Annotated in this window: 18 protein-coding genes, 5 tRNA genes and 1 rRNA gene; 16 read left to right on the top strand and 8 right to left on the bottom strand. The window is 52.7% G+C overall.

The annotated features are described in order from the left end of the window. Positions 1-194: 194 nt before the first annotated feature. The 7 genes from rrf (at position 195) to I6E42_RS11405 (ending at position 2,031) form a co-directional block, all read left to right on the top strand. Positions 195-310: ribosomal RNA gene (rrf, locus tag I6E42_RS11435) — 5S ribosomal RNA — on the top strand. Between the two features lie 37 nt (positions 311-347). Continuing rightward, positions 348-423 (top strand) — tRNA-Asn (locus tag I6E42_RS11430). A 69-nt stretch (positions 424-492) separates the two neighbouring features. After that, positions 493-569, top strand: a tRNA-Ile gene (locus I6E42_RS11425). A 3-nt stretch (positions 570-572) separates the two neighbouring features. Further along, positions 573-648: transfer RNA gene (locus I6E42_RS11420), tRNA-Trp, on the top strand. A gap of 38 nt (positions 649-686) precedes the next feature. Further along, a tRNA-Asp gene (locus I6E42_RS11415) sits at positions 687-763 on the top strand. 110 nt (positions 764-873) lie between these two features. Next, a tRNA-Thr gene (locus I6E42_RS11410) sits at positions 874-949 on the top strand. Positions 950-1,092: 143 nt separating this feature from the next. Then, positions 1,093-2,031 carry a tyrosine-type recombinase/integrase gene (locus I6E42_RS11405; protein ID WP_235372068.1) on the top strand — a complete coding sequence of 313 codons (939 nt, stop codon included), beginning with the start codon at positions 1,093-1,095 and terminating at the stop codon, positions 2,029-2,031. Positions 2,032-2,084: 53 nt separating this feature from the next. Here I6E42_RS11405 and I6E42_RS11400 read toward each other — a convergent pair whose 3' ends face one another. After that, the gene (locus tag I6E42_RS11400; RefSeq protein WP_235372067.1) at positions 2,085-3,101 is read right to left on the bottom strand and encodes a helix-turn-helix transcriptional regulator; all 1,017 of its coding nucleotides are present in this window, start codon (positions 3,099-3,101) and stop codon (positions 2,085-2,087) included. Positions 3,102-3,212: 111 nt separating this feature from the next. On the opposite strand from I6E42_RS11400, the gene I6E42_RS11395 reads away from it, so the two are divergent. After that, complete coding sequence (locus I6E42_RS11395; RefSeq protein WP_235372066.1) at positions 3,213-3,599, top strand: hypothetical protein; 387 nt, start codon at positions 3,213-3,215, stop codon at positions 3,597-3,599. A gap of 27 nt (positions 3,600-3,626) precedes the next feature. Further along, positions 3,627-5,459 (top strand): trypsin-like peptidase domain-containing protein, encoded by a 1,833-nt coding sequence (locus I6E42_RS11390; protein WP_235372065.1) that lies wholly within the window; start codon positions 3,627-3,629, stop codon positions 5,457-5,459. A 32-nt stretch (positions 5,460-5,491) separates the two neighbouring features. Here the strand turns inward: I6E42_RS11390 and I6E42_RS11385 are convergent, their stop codons facing one another. From I6E42_RS11385 to I6E42_RS11375, 3 genes are read right to left on the bottom strand one after another with little or no spacing between them, the layout of a single operon-like run. Further along, on the bottom strand, positions 5,492-6,079 hold the full coding sequence (locus I6E42_RS11385; RefSeq protein WP_235372064.1) for a recombinase family protein: 588 nt from the start codon (positions 6,077-6,079) through the stop codon (positions 5,492-5,494). 11 nt (positions 6,080-6,090) lie between these two features. Further along, positions 6,091-6,372 carry a DUF6809 family protein gene (locus I6E42_RS11380; RefSeq protein ID WP_235372063.1) on the bottom strand — a complete coding sequence of 94 codons (282 nt, stop codon included), beginning with the start codon at positions 6,370-6,372 and terminating at the stop codon, positions 6,091-6,093. Between the two features lie 58 nt (positions 6,373-6,430). Continuing rightward, the gene (locus I6E42_RS11375; RefSeq protein ID WP_235372062.1) at positions 6,431-6,709 is read right to left on the bottom strand and encodes a hypothetical protein; all 279 of its coding nucleotides are present in this window, start codon (positions 6,707-6,709) and stop codon (positions 6,431-6,433) included. A gap of 191 nt (positions 6,710-6,900) precedes the next feature. On the opposite strand from I6E42_RS11375, the gene I6E42_RS11370 reads away from it, so the two are divergent. Continuing rightward, entirely contained in the window at positions 6,901-7,113 is a 213-nt protein-coding gene (locus I6E42_RS11370) for a helix-turn-helix domain-containing protein (RefSeq protein ID WP_235372061.1), read from the top strand. 301 nt (positions 7,114-7,414) lie between these two features. On the opposite strand, the gene I6E42_RS11365 is transcribed toward I6E42_RS11370, so the two are convergent. From I6E42_RS11365 to I6E42_RS11350, 4 genes are all read right to left on the bottom strand, one after another. Beyond that, on the bottom strand, positions 7,415-7,552 hold the full coding sequence (locus tag I6E42_RS11365) for a hypothetical protein (RefSeq protein WP_235372060.1): 138 nt from the start codon (positions 7,550-7,552) through the stop codon (positions 7,415-7,417). Between the two features lie 398 nt (positions 7,553-7,950). After that, positions 7,951-8,181: a hypothetical protein gene (locus I6E42_RS11360; RefSeq protein ID WP_235372059.1), complete on the bottom strand. Its 231-nt coding sequence runs from the start codon at positions 8,179-8,181 to the stop codon at positions 7,951-7,953. A gap of 21 nt (positions 8,182-8,202) precedes the next feature. Beyond that, positions 8,203-8,685 carry a hypothetical protein gene (locus tag I6E42_RS11355; RefSeq protein WP_235372058.1) on the bottom strand — a complete coding sequence of 161 codons (483 nt, stop codon included), beginning with the start codon at positions 8,683-8,685 and terminating at the stop codon, positions 8,203-8,205. 25 nt (positions 8,686-8,710) lie between these two features. Then, entirely contained in the window at positions 8,711-9,184 is a 474-nt protein-coding gene (locus I6E42_RS11350) for a hypothetical protein (RefSeq protein ID WP_235372057.1), read from the bottom strand. Positions 9,185-9,742: 558 nt separating this feature from the next. On the opposite strand from I6E42_RS11350, the gene I6E42_RS11345 reads away from it, so the two are divergent. The 6 genes from I6E42_RS11345 to I6E42_RS12865 all read left to right on the top strand — a co-directional run bounded on the left by I6E42_RS11345 (position 9,743) and on the right by I6E42_RS12865 (position 15,004). Next, positions 9,743-9,991, top strand: a complete 249-nt coding sequence (locus tag I6E42_RS11345; protein WP_235372056.1) for a hypothetical protein — start codon at positions 9,743-9,745, stop codon at positions 9,989-9,991. A gap of 57 nt (positions 9,992-10,048) precedes the next feature. Beyond that, a complete protein-coding gene (locus tag I6E42_RS11340; protein WP_235372055.1) occupies positions 10,049-10,252 on the top strand; it encodes a hypothetical protein in 204 nt (67 codons plus the stop codon). Positions 10,253-10,454: 202 nt separating this feature from the next. Further along, complete coding sequence (locus tag I6E42_RS11335; RefSeq protein WP_235372054.1) at positions 10,455-11,309, top strand: AAA family ATPase; 855 nt, start codon at positions 10,455-10,457, stop codon at positions 11,307-11,309. A 12-nt stretch (positions 11,310-11,321) separates the two neighbouring features. Next, positions 11,322-13,073 carry a vWA domain-containing protein gene (locus I6E42_RS11330; protein ID WP_235372053.1) on the top strand — a complete coding sequence of 584 codons (1,752 nt, stop codon included), beginning with the start codon at positions 11,322-11,324 and terminating at the stop codon, positions 13,071-13,073. A 276-nt stretch (positions 13,074-13,349) separates the two neighbouring features. After that, entirely contained in the window at positions 13,350-13,667 is a 318-nt protein-coding gene (locus I6E42_RS11325; protein WP_235372052.1) for a hypothetical protein, read from the top strand. A 29-nt stretch (positions 13,668-13,696) separates the two neighbouring features. Next, positions 13,697-15,004 (top strand): InlB B-repeat-containing protein, encoded by a 1,308-nt coding sequence (locus tag I6E42_RS12865; protein ID WP_235372051.1) that lies wholly within the window; start codon positions 13,697-13,699, stop codon positions 15,002-15,004. Positions 15,005-15,033 lie beyond the last annotated feature (29 nt).

Genomic DNA, 15,033 nt, shown 5'->3' with positions numbered 1-15,033 from the left:
CCCGTTGGTCAAGCGGTTAAGACGGCGGCCTCTCACGCCGCAAACATGGGTTCGATTCCCGTACGGGTCACCATTTTTTAAAATGGTTCTTGACAATTGAGTAAAAACGGATATAATACTTACTGTTGAGAAGACGGTAAGGAGAGAAAAACAATGTTGTTTTCTTTGCTTACTTTCTTCTCGAAGAAAGTAAAGTTGGTGTTGATTAGGGCGAGGGTCCACCCGTTCCCATTCCGAACACGGAAGTTAAGCTCGCTTCTGCCGAAGATACTTGCCTGGAGACGGGCCGGGAAAATAGGTAACGCCAACACAGGGGTCCGGTCCTGCCGGACCGGACCCTTTCACATTCCTCAATAGCTCAGTCGGTAGAGCATGCGGCTGTTAACCGCAGGGTCGTTGGTTCGAGTCCAACTTGGGGAGCCAAATGAAAGCGGCTTGCCGCCAACAATGACGGCAAGCCGCTCTTTCCGAACATAACGTGTGAACGGTCATGGGCCTTTAGCTCAGTTGGTTAGAGCAGCCGGCTCATAACCGGCCGGTCCACGGTTCGAGCCCGTGAAGGCCCACCATATAGGGGTATAGCTCAGCTGGTAGAGCAGCGGTCTCCAAAACCGCGTGCCGAGGGTTCGATTCCTTCTGCCCCTGCCATTGTGGATAACAGAGCGATCTGTTTGTATAGTTTAAATGGCTCGGTAGTTCAGTTGGTTAGAACGCCGGCCTGTCACGCCGGAGGTCGAGGGTTCAAGTCCCTTCCGAGTCGCCATTTAAATTTTCAGCCGGTAGGCTGTTTGAATAGCCCCCGGGAATACCCGGGACGCCTTGGAAATTCCAGGTAAGGCCTGTTCAAATAGTTCCCCGAAAGGGGACATACATGCTGCTATAGCTCAGTCGGTAGAGCGCATCCTTGGTAAGGATGAGGTCGGCAGTTCGAATCTGCCTAGCAGCTCCAAAAGCCTTGAATCTTAACGGATTCAGGGCTTTTTCTTTTGTTATTGCAGGTTTCTTGTTGAAAAAGTTGAAATCCTGATTTTCTGATAGAACAGCCAGACCGCTTCCTTTTTCCCACTTTTCGGTGAAAGGAAGCGGTCTGTTTTGAAGCGTAAAATCCACATGAATGAACACTCTGGCACATCTCTGAAAGAAGTCTGGGAGTCCTTCATCATCTCCCAAACATCCAGAGGCGTGTCGGAAGCAACGATTAAGAACTACTACAACCATCTGAAGTCCATTTCCCATCACATCGACATTGAGATGCCGATGGACGCTCTGACTAAAAGGCACTTGGAGCAAATGGTGGTTTCCATGCGGAGGGCGGGGCTGGCGCACAATTCGATTGCCACTTATCTGCGGGTCACGAATACCTTTCTGCGGTGGTGCCAGCGGGAGGGCCTGCCTGATGTGGTTGTCCCGAACCTGAAGGAGAAGGATACTGTCAAGGAAACCTACACGGACAGAGAGTTGGAGATCCTCTTGGAGAAGCCCCCGAAGAAGTGTGACTTCTGCGAGTTCCGTAATTGGGTCATCATCAACTATCTGCTCAACTCTGGATGCAGAGCAGCCACCGTCCGCAACATTCAGAACAGGGACGTGGATTTGGAGGCGCGGCAGGTCGTGTTCCGTCATACCAAAAGCGGCAAAATTCAGGTCAGTCCCTTGTGCTCGGTGATGGTATCCATTCTGGCGGACTACATGGCGATCAGAAAGGGCAAGCCTGAAGACTATCTCTTCTGCAATCAGTACGGGGAAAAGCTGTCAGAGAACGCCCTGAGGCTCGCTATAACCCATTACAACACATCCAGAGGCATCCAGAAGACAAGTTTGCATTTGTTCCGACACACCTTCGCCCGCAAATATCTGGTTGACTGCGGTGGCAACGCCTTCACGCTGCAGAGGCTTTTGGGGCATTCCACTTTGACCATGTCGAAGCGGTACTGCAACATCTATGATGCGGACATAGCCAGGGATTACGATGAGTTCTCGCCTTTGGCGAAGGTTTCGCAGCAGAAGGAAAAGATTCAGAGGAGAAGATGATGGAACATCTTTGAACATCTTCGCACATCGGACGAACAAAAGGAGAGACGTTTTCACGTCTCTCCTTCATCTTTGTACATCTCCAGAGCTTTTTCAAGAAAATCCTTCATTCCATCGACTGCCGGTGCAGGACTAAGAATCTTCATCCCCTTGCCGAAAGTGGCTACCCATGCGAAGAAGGGCGGGCTGATCTCCACGGGGAGCAGCACCGTGAAGTGGTTCTCGTCGGCGGGGGTCATAATGGTTTCCTTGCCGAACTTATCAATCACCGCGTCGGCCAGACGGTTCTGAACGCGCAGACGCACCGTGTATTGGTTGCCGCTGTACATATCAAATACCTTTGCCTTCTGGTGGGTCAGGTGCTTGGCGTTGTATTCCTTCGCCCCCTCGCGCTCCTCCAGAAGCGGGATGCTGATACGCTCCATGCGGTCAACGCGGAAATAGCGGAACTTCCTGCCGTCGTAGGCGTACAGATAGTAGTTGCCATTGTTCCAAGAGAGAGCATAAGGGCTGACGATGTACAATGCACCGCTTTTGGAATAGCTTTTAGGGTTGTCCTTGTTCGGGGTGTAATGGAAGTAGCGGAACCCGATTTTGCGGTTGGTGGCAATCGCCTCATGGATGCGGTCGGCATCCTTCACGACGCTGTCGTTCATGCTGCGGACGCGGTCGGAGACGTATGCTTGCCGTTCCAGACTGTTTTTCGTGTAGTCATCGGCAAAGGCTTTGAGCTTGCCGGTGATCTCGCGGGCTTTCTCCTGCGTGATGAACTTGGAGGACTGGATGCTGTCCACCAGCAGACGCAGCTCGTAGGGTTCGAACTGGGGCTTGCTGATGTAGTAGCCCCACTTCTTGGCGTTGTACTCGACTGGCACGCCGAAGTCGTGCTGAAGCAGGAAGATGTCGTTGTAGATGGTCTTTACGGAGGCTTTGATGCCCTTGGAGGCAAGGAACTCCGCAATCTGGCGGGCGTTCTTGGGGTTGTCCTTGTTGGTGCGCTTGTAGAGATAGTCGCGGATCATCAGCAGCTTCACGCCCTGTCCCGATGAACGGCCTTGTCCTTGTGCCATGGTATCGCCTCCTAATCTGTTTCAATATTATAGCACGCTAGAATGGAAAAAGATAGGAAGTGCAGTGATTATGTGATATAATAAAACCGTCAATCGAAGGGTGGCGAATTTATGCTTGAAGTTCTATTGCCAGTAGTAGTTGGTGGCCTGATTGGTATTGTAGGTGGTGCATGGCAGTCCCATGTTGGTGTTAAGAACAACCTCGAACAAGCGCAGAAGGAGAAACGCGAAGAGGCATATTTAGAACTCATTGATGCGCTGCTGAGAATCAAAGTTGATGATTACGCTGATAGTGTAGATGCTGCTGGGTTTTGGCCTATATATCGAAACGCACAAGCCAAAATTTGCTTATATGGAAGCGAGAGAATTTGGCGACTTTCTCGGGAGTTTGAGTGGCATCTTCACCAGTGCTGGGATGAGTATACGGATCTAGGAACAGATAAAAAGAAAACAGAGCTAATAGATGCGATTCGCGATGAATTAAAAATTAAATATTAAGACAAGAAGATTTGGTGGTGAACTCTTATGAAATACTGTCCTTATTGTGGTGCAGGGCTTCAGGATGAAATGAGGTTTTGTCCGAAGTGCGGAAAGCGTCATCAAAATGCAGTTGTTGAGGGCGAGGATCTTGAGGTGTGCAAACAGCCTGAAGAAGTACGCAATGTACCAGAGCCTCCTGTTGCTGTTGAAACTCAGAAACCAAAAGTCCAAGTACAGGTATATGAGCATAAGAAGAAAAGTAAAGCTCCGGCTATCATTGTTGTCTGTTTACTTATGCTAGCCCTTGCGGGCGCTGCCGTCTTCTTTTTAGGGCGAGATGCGGTAGATAACGAGGATAAAGTGGCCTTGTCTGCTAATTCTGTTCTGTATTTGGAAGTGTTCGATGACAAACGGGAGCTTACAGCAACGGCGAGTGGCTTTGTGATCGAGGATGGAACAACACTTGTAACAAACTACCATGTAATTGAAGATGCGTATCATATTGTTGCGTGGACGCCTGACGGCGGAAAGTCTGTAGATGTCAGCAATATCATTGTTTATGATGAAGATGCTGACCTCGCAGTTTTGAAATGTGATTCGAATATCGGAGTTCAGCCATTGGTGTTGGGAGATTCGGAGCCCGTTAAACAGGGAGATTCCGTTTACGCAGTTGGCTATCCATTGGGACTGGCTCATACTCTCTCGGATGGCGTTGTTAGTTCTCGTTATATCGATGAGCTTGGCACAGATATTTTGCAGATTACAGCAGCAATTTCAAGTGGCAGCAGTGGTGGCGCATTATTTAATGAGTCTGGAGAAATTATTGGTGTTATTTGTGCCTCGTATGTTGACGGACAGAATCTAAATCTAGCTATTGCGTCTAATGCCGTTATAGATTTACTGGCACAAAGTTCAAGCGAAGAACTCCTTGCTATGTCCGAATATTACGCTAGCCAGTCTCGCATAGGAATTAGCGCCAACAATCTCCTTGGAGGCAGCAACCTGGCATATTGCGGTAAGGATATATTCTATGTGGAATCCGGAAACATCTACCATTACGATATGGACACAGATAAAAGAACTAAGATTGCCGAAGGAAGAGGCGTGAATGTATATAAGGGGATGCTTTATTACAGGACCAAAGACTCTATTTTCTGTTGTGATTTCGACGGAGAAGGCGATCAAGAGGTATATTTGCCAATCAACTTAACCAAAGACGATAGTCTCTCCTCTATGCTTTTCTTTGACAAGTACTTGGTTATTACTTGTTTTAGAGCATCTAGTTTAGAACAAACGCTTTATATAGTTGATCTGGAGAATAGCTCTGTTGTAGATCAGATATCAGATTACACCAATTATTCTTACTATGAAAATTGTGTTTACATTGGCATGACAGGGAGTGGAATAATTGAGTTGAATATGGATTCTTTTGACGTAGAAGTAATTCCGACGTCCTGCGAGGCTTTCTTAGCGGGAATTAGTGATGACGGAATCATATATTATACAGATAATCAAAACATGTTAACAAACGGTTTTTATTATTTGGATACCCAAAGCGGAATAGAATATAATGATTACTCCGTCGCAGCTTCTCGAGAAGAGGGGAAAGCCGGTGAATTGTCTTGGGGCCACGGAAATCTCTATATTAGCGTTTTGGATTATAACAATCTCCCTCCTGACTACTATACAAACTCGGATGCCAGTGATAACGCTGTAAACTACAGAATAGATCATAGCGGAAAAGTACACGAGTATTATTGTGATACATGGATTTATAACATATCAACTATTCCTGGTATAGAGCATATTTACATGTCGGACGGGCGCACTTTTGATGCAACAACTGGAAAAGAATTGGGAGCATGGGTTTTTAAATGAAAAAGTGGGGAACTAATATAGTTCCCCACTTTTTATCCATCCAAAAGGTCAAGATACTTATAAACTGTTGTCCTGCTCAAATCACACACCCTTGCCAACTCACTCAAATTGAGTTGCCCCGACTTGAACGCGGGGTAGTGGCGAAGGAACCCAGAAGGAATCTGGTCAATGGTTGTCTGCGGCCGCCCGATTTTCGCCCCCTTGGCCTTGGCGTTTGCCATACCGGAACGGACACGCTCACGGATGATACGCAACTCCAATTCGGCAAACACACCCGACATCTGGATAAAGGCGTTTGTCATCGGGTCGATCTGACCGTTGGAGCAATCCACGGTGATGCTCCCCACGATCTCCAGACGCAGACGCTTGGCGCGGATGACCTCGATGATCTCGCAGAGCTGCTTGGTGGAGCGAGCCAGTCGGGAAACCTCCAGAGTGATGATGGTGTCCCCTTCGGCGGCAGTCTCCAGAAGAGAAGAAAGCTGCTTTTTGACTGCGGCGTCGCCGTGTTCGTACTCCAGAAAGACAGTCTCCGCGCCCGCTGCCTTCAGCTCCCGCACTTGTCTGTCGATATCCTGCTTGCTCTCGTTAGTCGAGCAGCGGGCGTACCCGTGAATCATAATCGTTCCTCCTACTCAAATTGCCGTTGATGTGCCCCCAACACATCAAGCATCATTCTGGCTCCCATGCGGAAGCCCTCGATGAAGGTGTCCTCCTCGCTGATTGCCGAAAGGGTATCCTTCGTGCGCTCAAATCGTTCCAAGGTGGATTGCGCCTCGGCTGACAGGAGGTGAAGGAGTTCGGCTCTGCGTTCCGCAAGCCCCTGCGCCAGACGATGGTATTCACTTCCTCTTCTGGAACGCTTCACTTCGGGCGCGTAGCACTCGCGCCACAGGTCTTTCAGAACATACATGACTGTTTCCTCCTTCCACGCTCCACGGGCTTTTGGCGGCCCGTGGAGCGCATTTGATTTAGCAAGAGATGGAGAAGCGGCGGCTGGAGGTCTGCTTGGTGAAAGCCTTGTAGAGATCACCGTAGACCTTCTTGAAGTTGGTGGTGTCGAAACGGTTGGAGAGAACGGAAGTCCAGCGGATGATGTAAGCTCCTGCGGTCAGCTCCTCCACATCGCGGTCAAGCATCTCCTGCTTGATGCTATCGCGGATGGCATCGGCTTCGGCCTTGGCGTCTTCCATCAGAGCCTCCCAAGCGTTCAGAGCCTCGATCTTGGCAATCAGTTCGTTCTTACTCATAATTCATATCTCCTTTTGGATGTTGTAGTGTTTGGGGATCTCCTTTAAGTGTCTTTATTATAGCACTAAATACTAGTGTAATCAATTGACGAAATACACGAATATCTAGTGCGAAATTTGTGTAGAATTAGCACTTGATTTTGGTGCTATTGCAGCGTATAATGAGGACAATGGGAAAGGAGGCTCTTTGTATGGCGATCCGATATAAGGTAGACATTTTGGCAGAACTGAAGAAGCATGGCTACACATCCACCAGAATCAGGGAAGAGAAGCTGATTGGACAGTCTTATCTGCAACAGCTTCGGCATGGGGAACTCGTGTCATGGAAGATTCTCGATAAGATTTGCGCCCTTCTGGAGTGTCAGCCCGGCGATCTGATCGAGTATGTGGAGGATGTCCAATAAAACATTTGGTTTCCTGAACGGTGGAGCGGGCTCCAAAAGAGGGGAAAAACGCCACGTTTAAGTGCCGTTTTTGTCCGCGAAACTCCGAACACTCTTTCCCGAACAGGGGGGCAGTATTCGGGCAAAAAAGTTTCCAGAAGCCCAATGCGAAAAAGGCGTGGGCAACTCTCCCACGCAGAGGCATTTTTGTTTCGGCTGACGGTTTTTGCGCCTGTCCTCGACAGAAGAGAAACCTGCCGTCTGGCGGTAGAAAACGAAAAAAGGCGGAAGTCGTTCCATTCAGAACGGCTTCCGCCTCTTGTCATTTCCAGTCTTTGAAGATGTCATCCAATGCAACCTCCATCGCAGATTTCAGACTCTTCTCTATGAATCGGAAAATTTCTGTCTCAAATGAGGATTGCTTCTTTTTCTTCTTGTCTTTCTTCTTTCGGTCGCTCATTTCAGTTTCACCTCGCTGGTGAAGTTGAATTGTGGGCTTGCCTCTTCGGCAGTCAGAAAGTCCATGAACTTGTCGTGTTGTTCAACCCAATTCTCCTATGCTGACTATCCATTGATTTGATACCATACCCAATCAGGTACTAAACCGCGTGTTCTTGCGTATTTCATAAAATCTGTCATTTGTGTATCTCCTTATTTCTCTTGCTTCTGGAAGAGTTTTTTATAAAAGCCTGAGCCCGAAGGGCGAAGGATTTTATAAAAAACTCCATAGGGGGTGTGGGGCACAGCCCCACGGAGATTCTTAGGGGGAACCCCCTAAGTATAGTTATCCTTTTTAACCCCTCCATTTGTATATAAAATTTCCTCCTAATCGGAAAACCTGTTTTGGCCAAAAATTTTTCATCCATCTGCCGCAAAAATCTCGGCAGAATTTCCGCTGTCAGGTTGGGTTAGAGAAACGACAGTTGCGACGCTCTGCGGCAGTTTCTTTTCCTCTTGGATGGCGTAGTACAGATCAAATACTGCCGTTTCTCCTCGGCTTACAATGGTTTTTGCCAGCTCCACAGGGTTTCCGCGATCAACATAGTACTGCACGCACACAGCCAGAGCTTCTTCGAATGTGGGTTTCATGTTTATTTCCTCCTTTTGGATTCAGGATGCCTGCTTCTCTTCGGCGCGGGTCTGCTCCTCTTCGATGAAGGGGGTGATGTCAACCACCTTAACCTCGTTGTAGAGGTAGAACAGGGGATTCTTGCGGAACTCGGGGAACTGGGCGACAAACCACTTGCGGACTACGGTGTAGCGGGAGGTCTGGGGGAGAGAAGCGCACTTCTCAAGGAACTCGTAGGCGGGCAGGTAGTCCTGCTTGTTGGGCAGAGCCTCGATAAAGCCTCTCATGTTCTTGTAGGTCAAGTTCTTGAACTGATTGCAGTTGAAGGTTTCGCCGGTGCTCTTGGAGACGTACTTGGTGGGAGTCTTGTGGGTGCGGTTGACGATCCGCATCTCGGGGTAGTCGGCACGGATAGCCTTGATCAGCTTGTACTCTTCAGAGGTGGGATCCTGCATCTTCTCATAGAAACTGCTGTTGACGGTAATGGTGCTGTTGGTGTAGTCAATCACATAAGCCTTCTTCATGGTTGTATCCTCCTTCAAATCTCAATTACATGTTGGCGGCAGCGGGGAACTCAACGACGGAGTCGTCATCATCCATCAGGGCATCCAGCTCAGCCTCCAGCTGCTTCTCCAGCTCGGCAGTCTCGTTGGCGGAAACCTCGTTCTCCTTGTACTCGGGGTAGGCGTTCAGGAACCACTTCTTGGTCAGGGGGTACTTGCTGCCCTTCTTCTCGGCGACCTTCTGGACGGCGGCGAAGGTGATCAGCTGCTTCTCGCTGTTGGGCTGGGTCTTGATGTACTCTTCCATGCGCTCGAAGGTCAGGGACTTGTAGGTTTTCTTCTCGATGACCTTGAACTCGACGGTGAAGCCCTCGTTCTCGCTCAGAACGGTTCGGAACTCGTAGTACTCGGAAGTGCCGTAGATGCAAGCCTTCTTGTAGTAAGCCTTGGAGATGGTGATGGTCTTGGCGATGGGGTTGACAGCGACGGTGTTCTTCTTCATGTTCATGTTAGCCTTCATAGTAAATCCTTTCTGATGCTCTTGGCATCCTGCGTATTTCTTAGGTCGCCACCCTTATTTTCTTTTTGAGAGGTTTTGTTTCATCTCTCACTTTCTGACCTTATTATAGCAAAAGGGGTATCCAATACAGTCGGACACCCCTGCACATAATTCACTTTGTTTCTTTACTTCTTTTTCTTCTGAAGGTGTTCCAAGATGTTCGTTTTTGGGTGGGAGATGTTCGAAGATGTTGAACAACAAAAAAAGATGTCCGAAAATGCTCGAACATCTTGTTTCGTGAACAATTCAAACGTTATACTACTGTTGGAAAAGGAAGCGGTCGGTTTCGTAGCCAAAGAAACCACCCGCGATTGAATGGAAAACTGAAAATCCCTTGGGATTCAACGCAGAAGCGGGGGGACGTTGGGGGGCGCGGCCCCCCGACCTTCTTGGTAAGGATGAGGTCGGCAGTTCGAATCTGCCTAGCAGCTCCATGAAAAGCCTTGAATCCCAACGGATTCAGGGCTTTTGTTTTTTGGAGGTTTGTTGGAACATTGCACATTTTCTGAGGAGGACAGCATGAAGCACCCAAACCTGGACAGAAGACAAAGGCGGCTGATAATCGGCGGCAGTACACTGGCCGCGGCGTTGCTCCTGTGTGTCTGGCTCTTTGGTTGGGGCCGCGGCAGCATCAATGTGATCGACTTCTCCGCTGATGAGGTGGCTCATGTTCGGTTGAGCTGCGCCCAGCTGTATAACCAGGGGGCAGCAGTGGTGAAGGACCCTGAGGAAATCCAGGCCCTCTTTGACTCGGCGAACGCCTTCTAAGATACCGGGCGCAACGTGAAAAATATCTTTCGGTACGGGGTGTTTGCGGGTGGCAGCATGCTGCATGAATACGCGTTTTTCCTCTCAAATGGTGACGAGTTTATTGTGACGTTTTCTTCAAACGTGGGGGAACCGCCGGTGTCAGACATGAAGCTGACTTATTGGGTCACCCTGCCCAATGGAGAACGACGGACTGGCGGCACTTGCAGAGGCTCTCTGGAGGTGTTCTATGCGCTGCACAAGAAATACCTCCCCTATTGAATGATGCAAGCGCACCGGATAGGAAGTTTGACTTCCAGTCCGGTGCGCTTCTTTTCCGCCCTTACATGGCCCAGAATATGGAAGACCATTGACAAGCTTTTGTGGGGAAGATACAATCGAATATGCACAAGCGGGCTCCGGACGGCCCCGCTGAGATGGAAACCGGGTATCTGCCCGAGTAATGGCAAAGACGGAGAAGATTATGAGAGAAGATCTGACGATTCGGCTGGAGCAGTTTAAAGAGCGCTACGCTGTGGACACGGCTGTGCAGGGGCGCGTCACAAAGCCGCCCGTGGAGTTTATTGGCGAGGAAATTCTGGAGCTGGCGGTTTCCGCGCTGCTGCAGGGGGAGAATATCCTGCTGTGCGGTGGAAAAGCCACCGGAAAGAATATCTTGGCGGACAACCTGGCCTGGTTGTTTGGCAGGCCCGTCTACAACGTGTCCTTCCATGTAAACACCGACAGCAGTACCCTGATCGGTACCGACACCTTTGTGGGCGGAGAAGTGCGCCTGCGCAGCGGTCCGGTGGCCCAGGCGGCCCGGTACGGCGGATTCTGTATCCTGGATGAGATCAACATGGCGAAGAACGACGCCGTCGCTGTGATGCATTCGGTCCTGGACTACCGCAGGCTCATCGATGTTCCGGGATATGAATGTATCCCCATGCACCCGGCCACCCGGTTCATTGCCACCATGAACTACGGTTACGCGGGGACCCGGGAGCTGAACGAGGCCCTGGTCTCCCGGTTCACCGTGATCCGCATGCCGGTCCTGGAGCCTCGGCAGCTGCACAGGCTGCTGCAGGCCGACGCCCCCAACGCCCCAGAGGAACACATCGACCACTGCGTGGGGCTGTTTATGGACCTGAACGAGAAGGCGGTCAACGGGGAAATCTCCACCCATCCGGTGGATCTGCGCGGCATGGTGGCCGCCCTGCGGCTGATGACAGACGGAATGGCACCCAAGGACGCCATTGCCATCAGCATCACCAACAAGTGCTTTGACGAGTATGAGTATCAGCTGGTCCAGGACGTTGTGATGACCAGATTTGTCTGACGGGAGAACGCGGTGAGTATTGACAGAGAGGAAAGCCTGTTTCTGACGGTTTCTGAAAACCACAGCAGGAGGGAATATCCGGAATACATTCTCCGCATGAGCCAACCATACCGGCAGGCCGGCGGCATGATCGCGGTGTATGAGGGCGTGATCCTGGGGGGCGGAGACAAGCTGTTTGGGCTGGAGGAGCTGAATTTGTGGCTCAGGCGGCACCGGTATGCGGCATATGATATGGAGGTCCTGCTCCCCATCGCCCACATGTGCCTGGAATACACGGTGCGCCGGAGGTTGGCGGCGCAGCGCCCCGGCATTGCCGTCATGGCGGAACAGGCTGCCTGTGAACTGATGGATGCCGACCCGTTGAAGTGGCGTTACTCCTCCCGGGGCTGGATGAGCCTCTACTGGCTGACGGAGCAGTTCCCCCGGACGGCTACCCCGGAGAGCCGCAGGATCCTGCAAAATTTTTCCGGCTTTGAGGATATGCTGGGGCGGTTTACGCAGCTCATGGAGGGCAGCGCCGAGTGTGCGGACGGGAGGGCGCTGGTGGACCGGGCCGTACTCCTGTACAAAAAGATCTTTACCCGGTACTTTGCGCCCGATCACAGCCAGGACCTTCTGCCCAACCCTGAATTCTCAGAGGATGACCTGTGGGAGGGGGAAGATCCCGCCCCGGACAGGGAGGAACTTCCCGAGCCGGAGGAGATCCAGCCGGAGCTGAAATATGAGAAGGCAAAGGCCGTGGTATCGGACGGCATTGAGCTGTCAGAGGAGGCCCTGGCCGCGGTCCCCGACTACCTGGCCAAACACTTCGGTCCCAGCTTTCAGACCGAGAAGGCCATGCAGGAGATCGAGCATGCGGTCTGCGTCGGCATACACGAGGGACGCAAGCTGCTGTTTACAGACGGCCTCCCGGAAAGCGCATACGAGGAGAGATCTTCCAGGGCCGATATGCTGCGGGAGAGCCGGGACCGGAATCTGCGCATGCTGGCGGAGCACGAGGATTCCGTACGGCAGGGGATCCGGAGCATTGAGCAGGCTTTCCGCAACGCGCTGAATTTGAAAAATGACCCGGAGATCTACCGCGCCCACCACGGCGTGCTGATAAACAGCGCCCTCTGGAAGGTGGGGCGCTGCCAAGATCCCCAGCTCTTTCATAAAATCTTCCGCCAGGATCAGTCCACCGTTGTGGTGGAGCTGCTGATCGACGCCAGTGGTTCCCAGGCGGTCCGCCAGTCCATGGTGGCGCTGCAGAGCTATCTGTTCAGCGCCGCCCTGAGCCGCATCCAGATCCCCCACCGGGTGATGAGCTACTGCACCTACGGGGACCACACGGTGCTGCGGCGTTTCCGGGACTATGAGGATCAGCCGGAGGCGGACCGGAAGATTCTGGAGTACCGGGCGACCTCCAACAACCGGGACGGGCTGGCGCTGGCTGCCGCCGGGGTCGACCTTTTAAAACGGAGGGAGGAGCACAAAATCGTCATTGTGTTCAGCGATGGCCTCCCCAACGATATGGTAAGCGGCCGGACCCGTTCGGGCGCCCCCGAAAAGTATATCGGGGACGCAGCCATACGGGACACCTGTTTTCAGGTCAGGAAGCTGCGCAGCCGGGGCGTGCAGATCATCGGCATCTTTTTGGGAGAAGACAACGAACTGGAAAATGAGCGGATGATCTACGGCTCTTCCTTCCTGCGCATCCGCCGGGCGGAGGACTTTGGAGGCTCCGCCGGAAAACGGCTCAGCGAAACGCTCCTTTCCCTGTGACCAAGGGTCCTGGCCCCGGAAAGGGGTTCCGGGTGCCGCCAGGATAGAATACGGCTTTTCAAGTCCTCAAAACTTCGGTTTTGAGGACTTTTTTGGTTGAAACAGAGCGTGGCGGCCGCGCCCGGTTTGGAACGGCGCATCGTCCCATGAAGCCGGTAGTTCTCATGGAAAGTTTGCATTAAGGTGGTTACAAATATTTAATAATTTTGTGTCAGAAAACTTGGCTTATACTTCAAAATAGATGATCATAATTTATAATAGCGAGCCTTGAATGAGATGAGGTTGACGGAACATGAGGAAGATGAGACGCAGAGCTTTGCCGGCCCGTCTGACCGGTTCTTCGCGGGCAACTTTACCTCCTACGGGTATTCGGAGAGCGAGATCGGCTATTCGGATGTGACGGATTATCTGGCCCGGTACAAGGCGGAGTATGCCGGCGACCCGTATGCCCAGGGCGCTTATGTCTACAGCAGAAGCTGGGGCAGCACCATTGGCTATTACGGGGAGGCGCAGGGCACATACAACCTGACCATCACCATGCGCAACGGAAATACCTACCGCCTGCGCTATGAGATGGGGGGACGGCCTGCCTGAACGATGCCCATGTTTACGCCGCCGGCTCCGTGATCCAGCCGGAGGAGGTCGGATGCGGACACGGCACCTTCTCGGCGCAGGAGGGCTATGAGATCGTCTGGTACACGGACTCCGGCTGCACGGACCGGGTCGACGCCCCCATCACCATGGACGGAAACAAGACCGTCTACGGCAAGTATGAGAAGAAGGCCCTGACCTATACCACCTACGCCTATTTTGAACTGGCCGACCCGGCGGAGCTGGGCGGCGTCACCTATTCCTACATCACCGAGGCTGACCTGGACCGGCCGGCGGTGGCGGAGGCGGTGGAGGTCCTGGGGCCCGTGCTGGAGGAGGACGGCACCGCCACCGTAACCTTCCGCTATGGCGGAGAAGCGGTCATGGTCAAGAAAATGATCCCGGCGGAAACCTTTATCCAGGTGGAGATGGACCTGGGAGACGCGGCCTATTCCCTGGACGGCCTGCACTATGACGAGGCCAACTCCAAAAACCTGGTCAAGGGCTATTGCCAGACGGAGTCCATCACCCTGCGGGCCTATTTCGCCCGGAACGTCTATCCCCTGACGGTGGATATGAACTGGCCAGCGGCGCTGGAGCTGCCCGGCAGCGTGGAGACCGTCCAGTACCGCAACGGCCAGAGAGTCGCCCTGACGGACCCTGAGCTGGACGGCTATGCCTTCACGGGCTGGACCTGGTCCAAGGGCGGGACCGCGTGGACCGGAGACGCTCCGGATCCCGCGGGTGCGGAATTTGTCATGCCCAAGGCCGCTGTAAAGGCAGTGGCCACCTGGGACGCCGCCAGCTTCCGCCAGACCATCACCCACTACTTCCAGAATGTGGACGGGCTGTACGACGCGGCGGCGCTGGCGGCCATGGAGGCCGAGAGCGGTACGCCGGTCAGCGTGCACTACGGCGCGGAGACGTACGAAGGCATGCGCTATTCCAACGGCGGCGCCACGCCGGTGGGTACCTACCGCATCAAGCTGGACCTGACGAACGTAGCGGTCAGGAGCGGCAACGGCAACTATGTCCGCGTGGTGCAGGACCCGGACATGACCCATCAGACGCTGACGGTCACGCCGAGGCCTGTGGCCCTTGGACTCACCGAATATGACGGCGCCTCCCCCATTGTCAAGGAGTATGACGGAACCAGAACGGTCACCGCCGGCGGGGAGGAGATCGGCAGGCACTACCAGTTCACGGCGGTCACCGGGAAGGACGAGTCCGGCGTCACCCAAGGGGACGCGGACGGCCTGGGCCTGAGCTTCCGCGCCCTGTACGACAGCCAGAACGCGGCGGACTGTCCGCCGGCCTCCGCCTTGTCAAACTCCACATAGTCCACAATGTCGGGGCCGACATCGGTGGT

Source organism: Pseudoflavonifractor phocaeensis, from assembly GCF_021531815.1.
GTDB lineage: Bacteria > Bacillota > Clostridia > Oscillospirales > Oscillospiraceae > Lawsonibacter > Lawsonibacter phocaeensis_A.
Note: the sequence above shows the minus strand (reverse complement) of the source record. Positions and strands in the feature narration are given on the sequence as shown.

What these genes read in the sequence shown, in the direction of transcription:
- I6E42_RS11395 (WP_235372066.1), top strand. Translation starts at nt 3,213, where the DNA reads ATGCTTGAAGTTCTATTGCCAGTAGTAGTTGGTGGCCTGATTGGTATT.
- I6E42_RS11385 (WP_235372064.1), bottom strand. Translation starts at nt 6,079, where the DNA reads ATGATTCACGGGTACGCCCGCTGCTCGACTAACGAGAGCAAGCAGGAT.
- I6E42_RS11350 (WP_235372057.1), bottom strand. Translation starts at nt 9,184, where the DNA reads ATGAAGGCTAACATGAACATGAAGAAGAACACCGTCGCTGTCAACCCC.
- I6E42_RS11340 (WP_235372055.1), top strand. Translation starts at nt 10,049, where the DNA reads ATGCTGCATGAATACGCGTTTTTCCTCTCAAATGGTGACGAGTTTATT.
- I6E42_RS11400 (WP_235372067.1), bottom strand. Translation starts at nt 3,101, where the DNA reads ATGGCACAAGGACAAGGCCGTTCATCGGGACAGGGCGTGAAGCTGCTG.
- I6E42_RS11370 (WP_235372061.1), top strand. Translation starts at nt 6,901, where the DNA reads ATGGCGATCCGATATAAGGTAGACATTTTGGCAGAACTGAAGAAGCAT.
- I6E42_RS11325 (WP_235372052.1), top strand. Translation starts at nt 13,350, where the DNA reads ATGAGGTTGACGGAACATGAGGAAGATGAGACGCAGAGCTTTGCCGGC.
- I6E42_RS11365 (WP_235372060.1), bottom strand. Translation starts at nt 7,552, where the DNA reads ATGAGCGACCGAAAGAAGAAAGACAAGAAGAAAAAGAAGCAATCCTCA.
- I6E42_RS11345 (WP_235372056.1), top strand. Translation starts at nt 9,743, where the DNA reads ATGAAGCACCCAAACCTGGACAGAAGACAAAGGCGGCTGATAATCGGC.
- I6E42_RS11355 (WP_235372058.1), bottom strand. Translation starts at nt 8,685, where the DNA reads ATGAAGAAGGCTTATGTGATTGACTACACCAACAGCACCATTACCGTC.
- I6E42_RS11335 (WP_235372054.1), top strand. Translation starts at nt 10,455, where the DNA reads ATGAGAGAAGATCTGACGATTCGGCTGGAGCAGTTTAAAGAGCGCTAC.
- I6E42_RS11390 (WP_235372065.1), top strand. Translation starts at nt 3,627, where the DNA reads ATGAAATACTGTCCTTATTGTGGTGCAGGGCTTCAGGATGAAATGAGG.
- I6E42_RS11380 (WP_235372063.1), bottom strand. Translation starts at nt 6,372, where the DNA reads ATGTATGTTCTGAAAGACCTGTGGCGCGAGTGCTACGCGCCCGAAGTG.
- I6E42_RS11375 (WP_235372062.1), bottom strand. Translation starts at nt 6,709, where the DNA reads ATGAGTAAGAACGAACTGATTGCCAAGATCGAGGCTCTGAACGCTTGG.
- I6E42_RS11360 (WP_235372059.1), bottom strand. Translation starts at nt 8,181, where the DNA reads ATGAAACCCACATTCGAAGAAGCTCTGGCTGTGTGCGTGCAGTACTAT.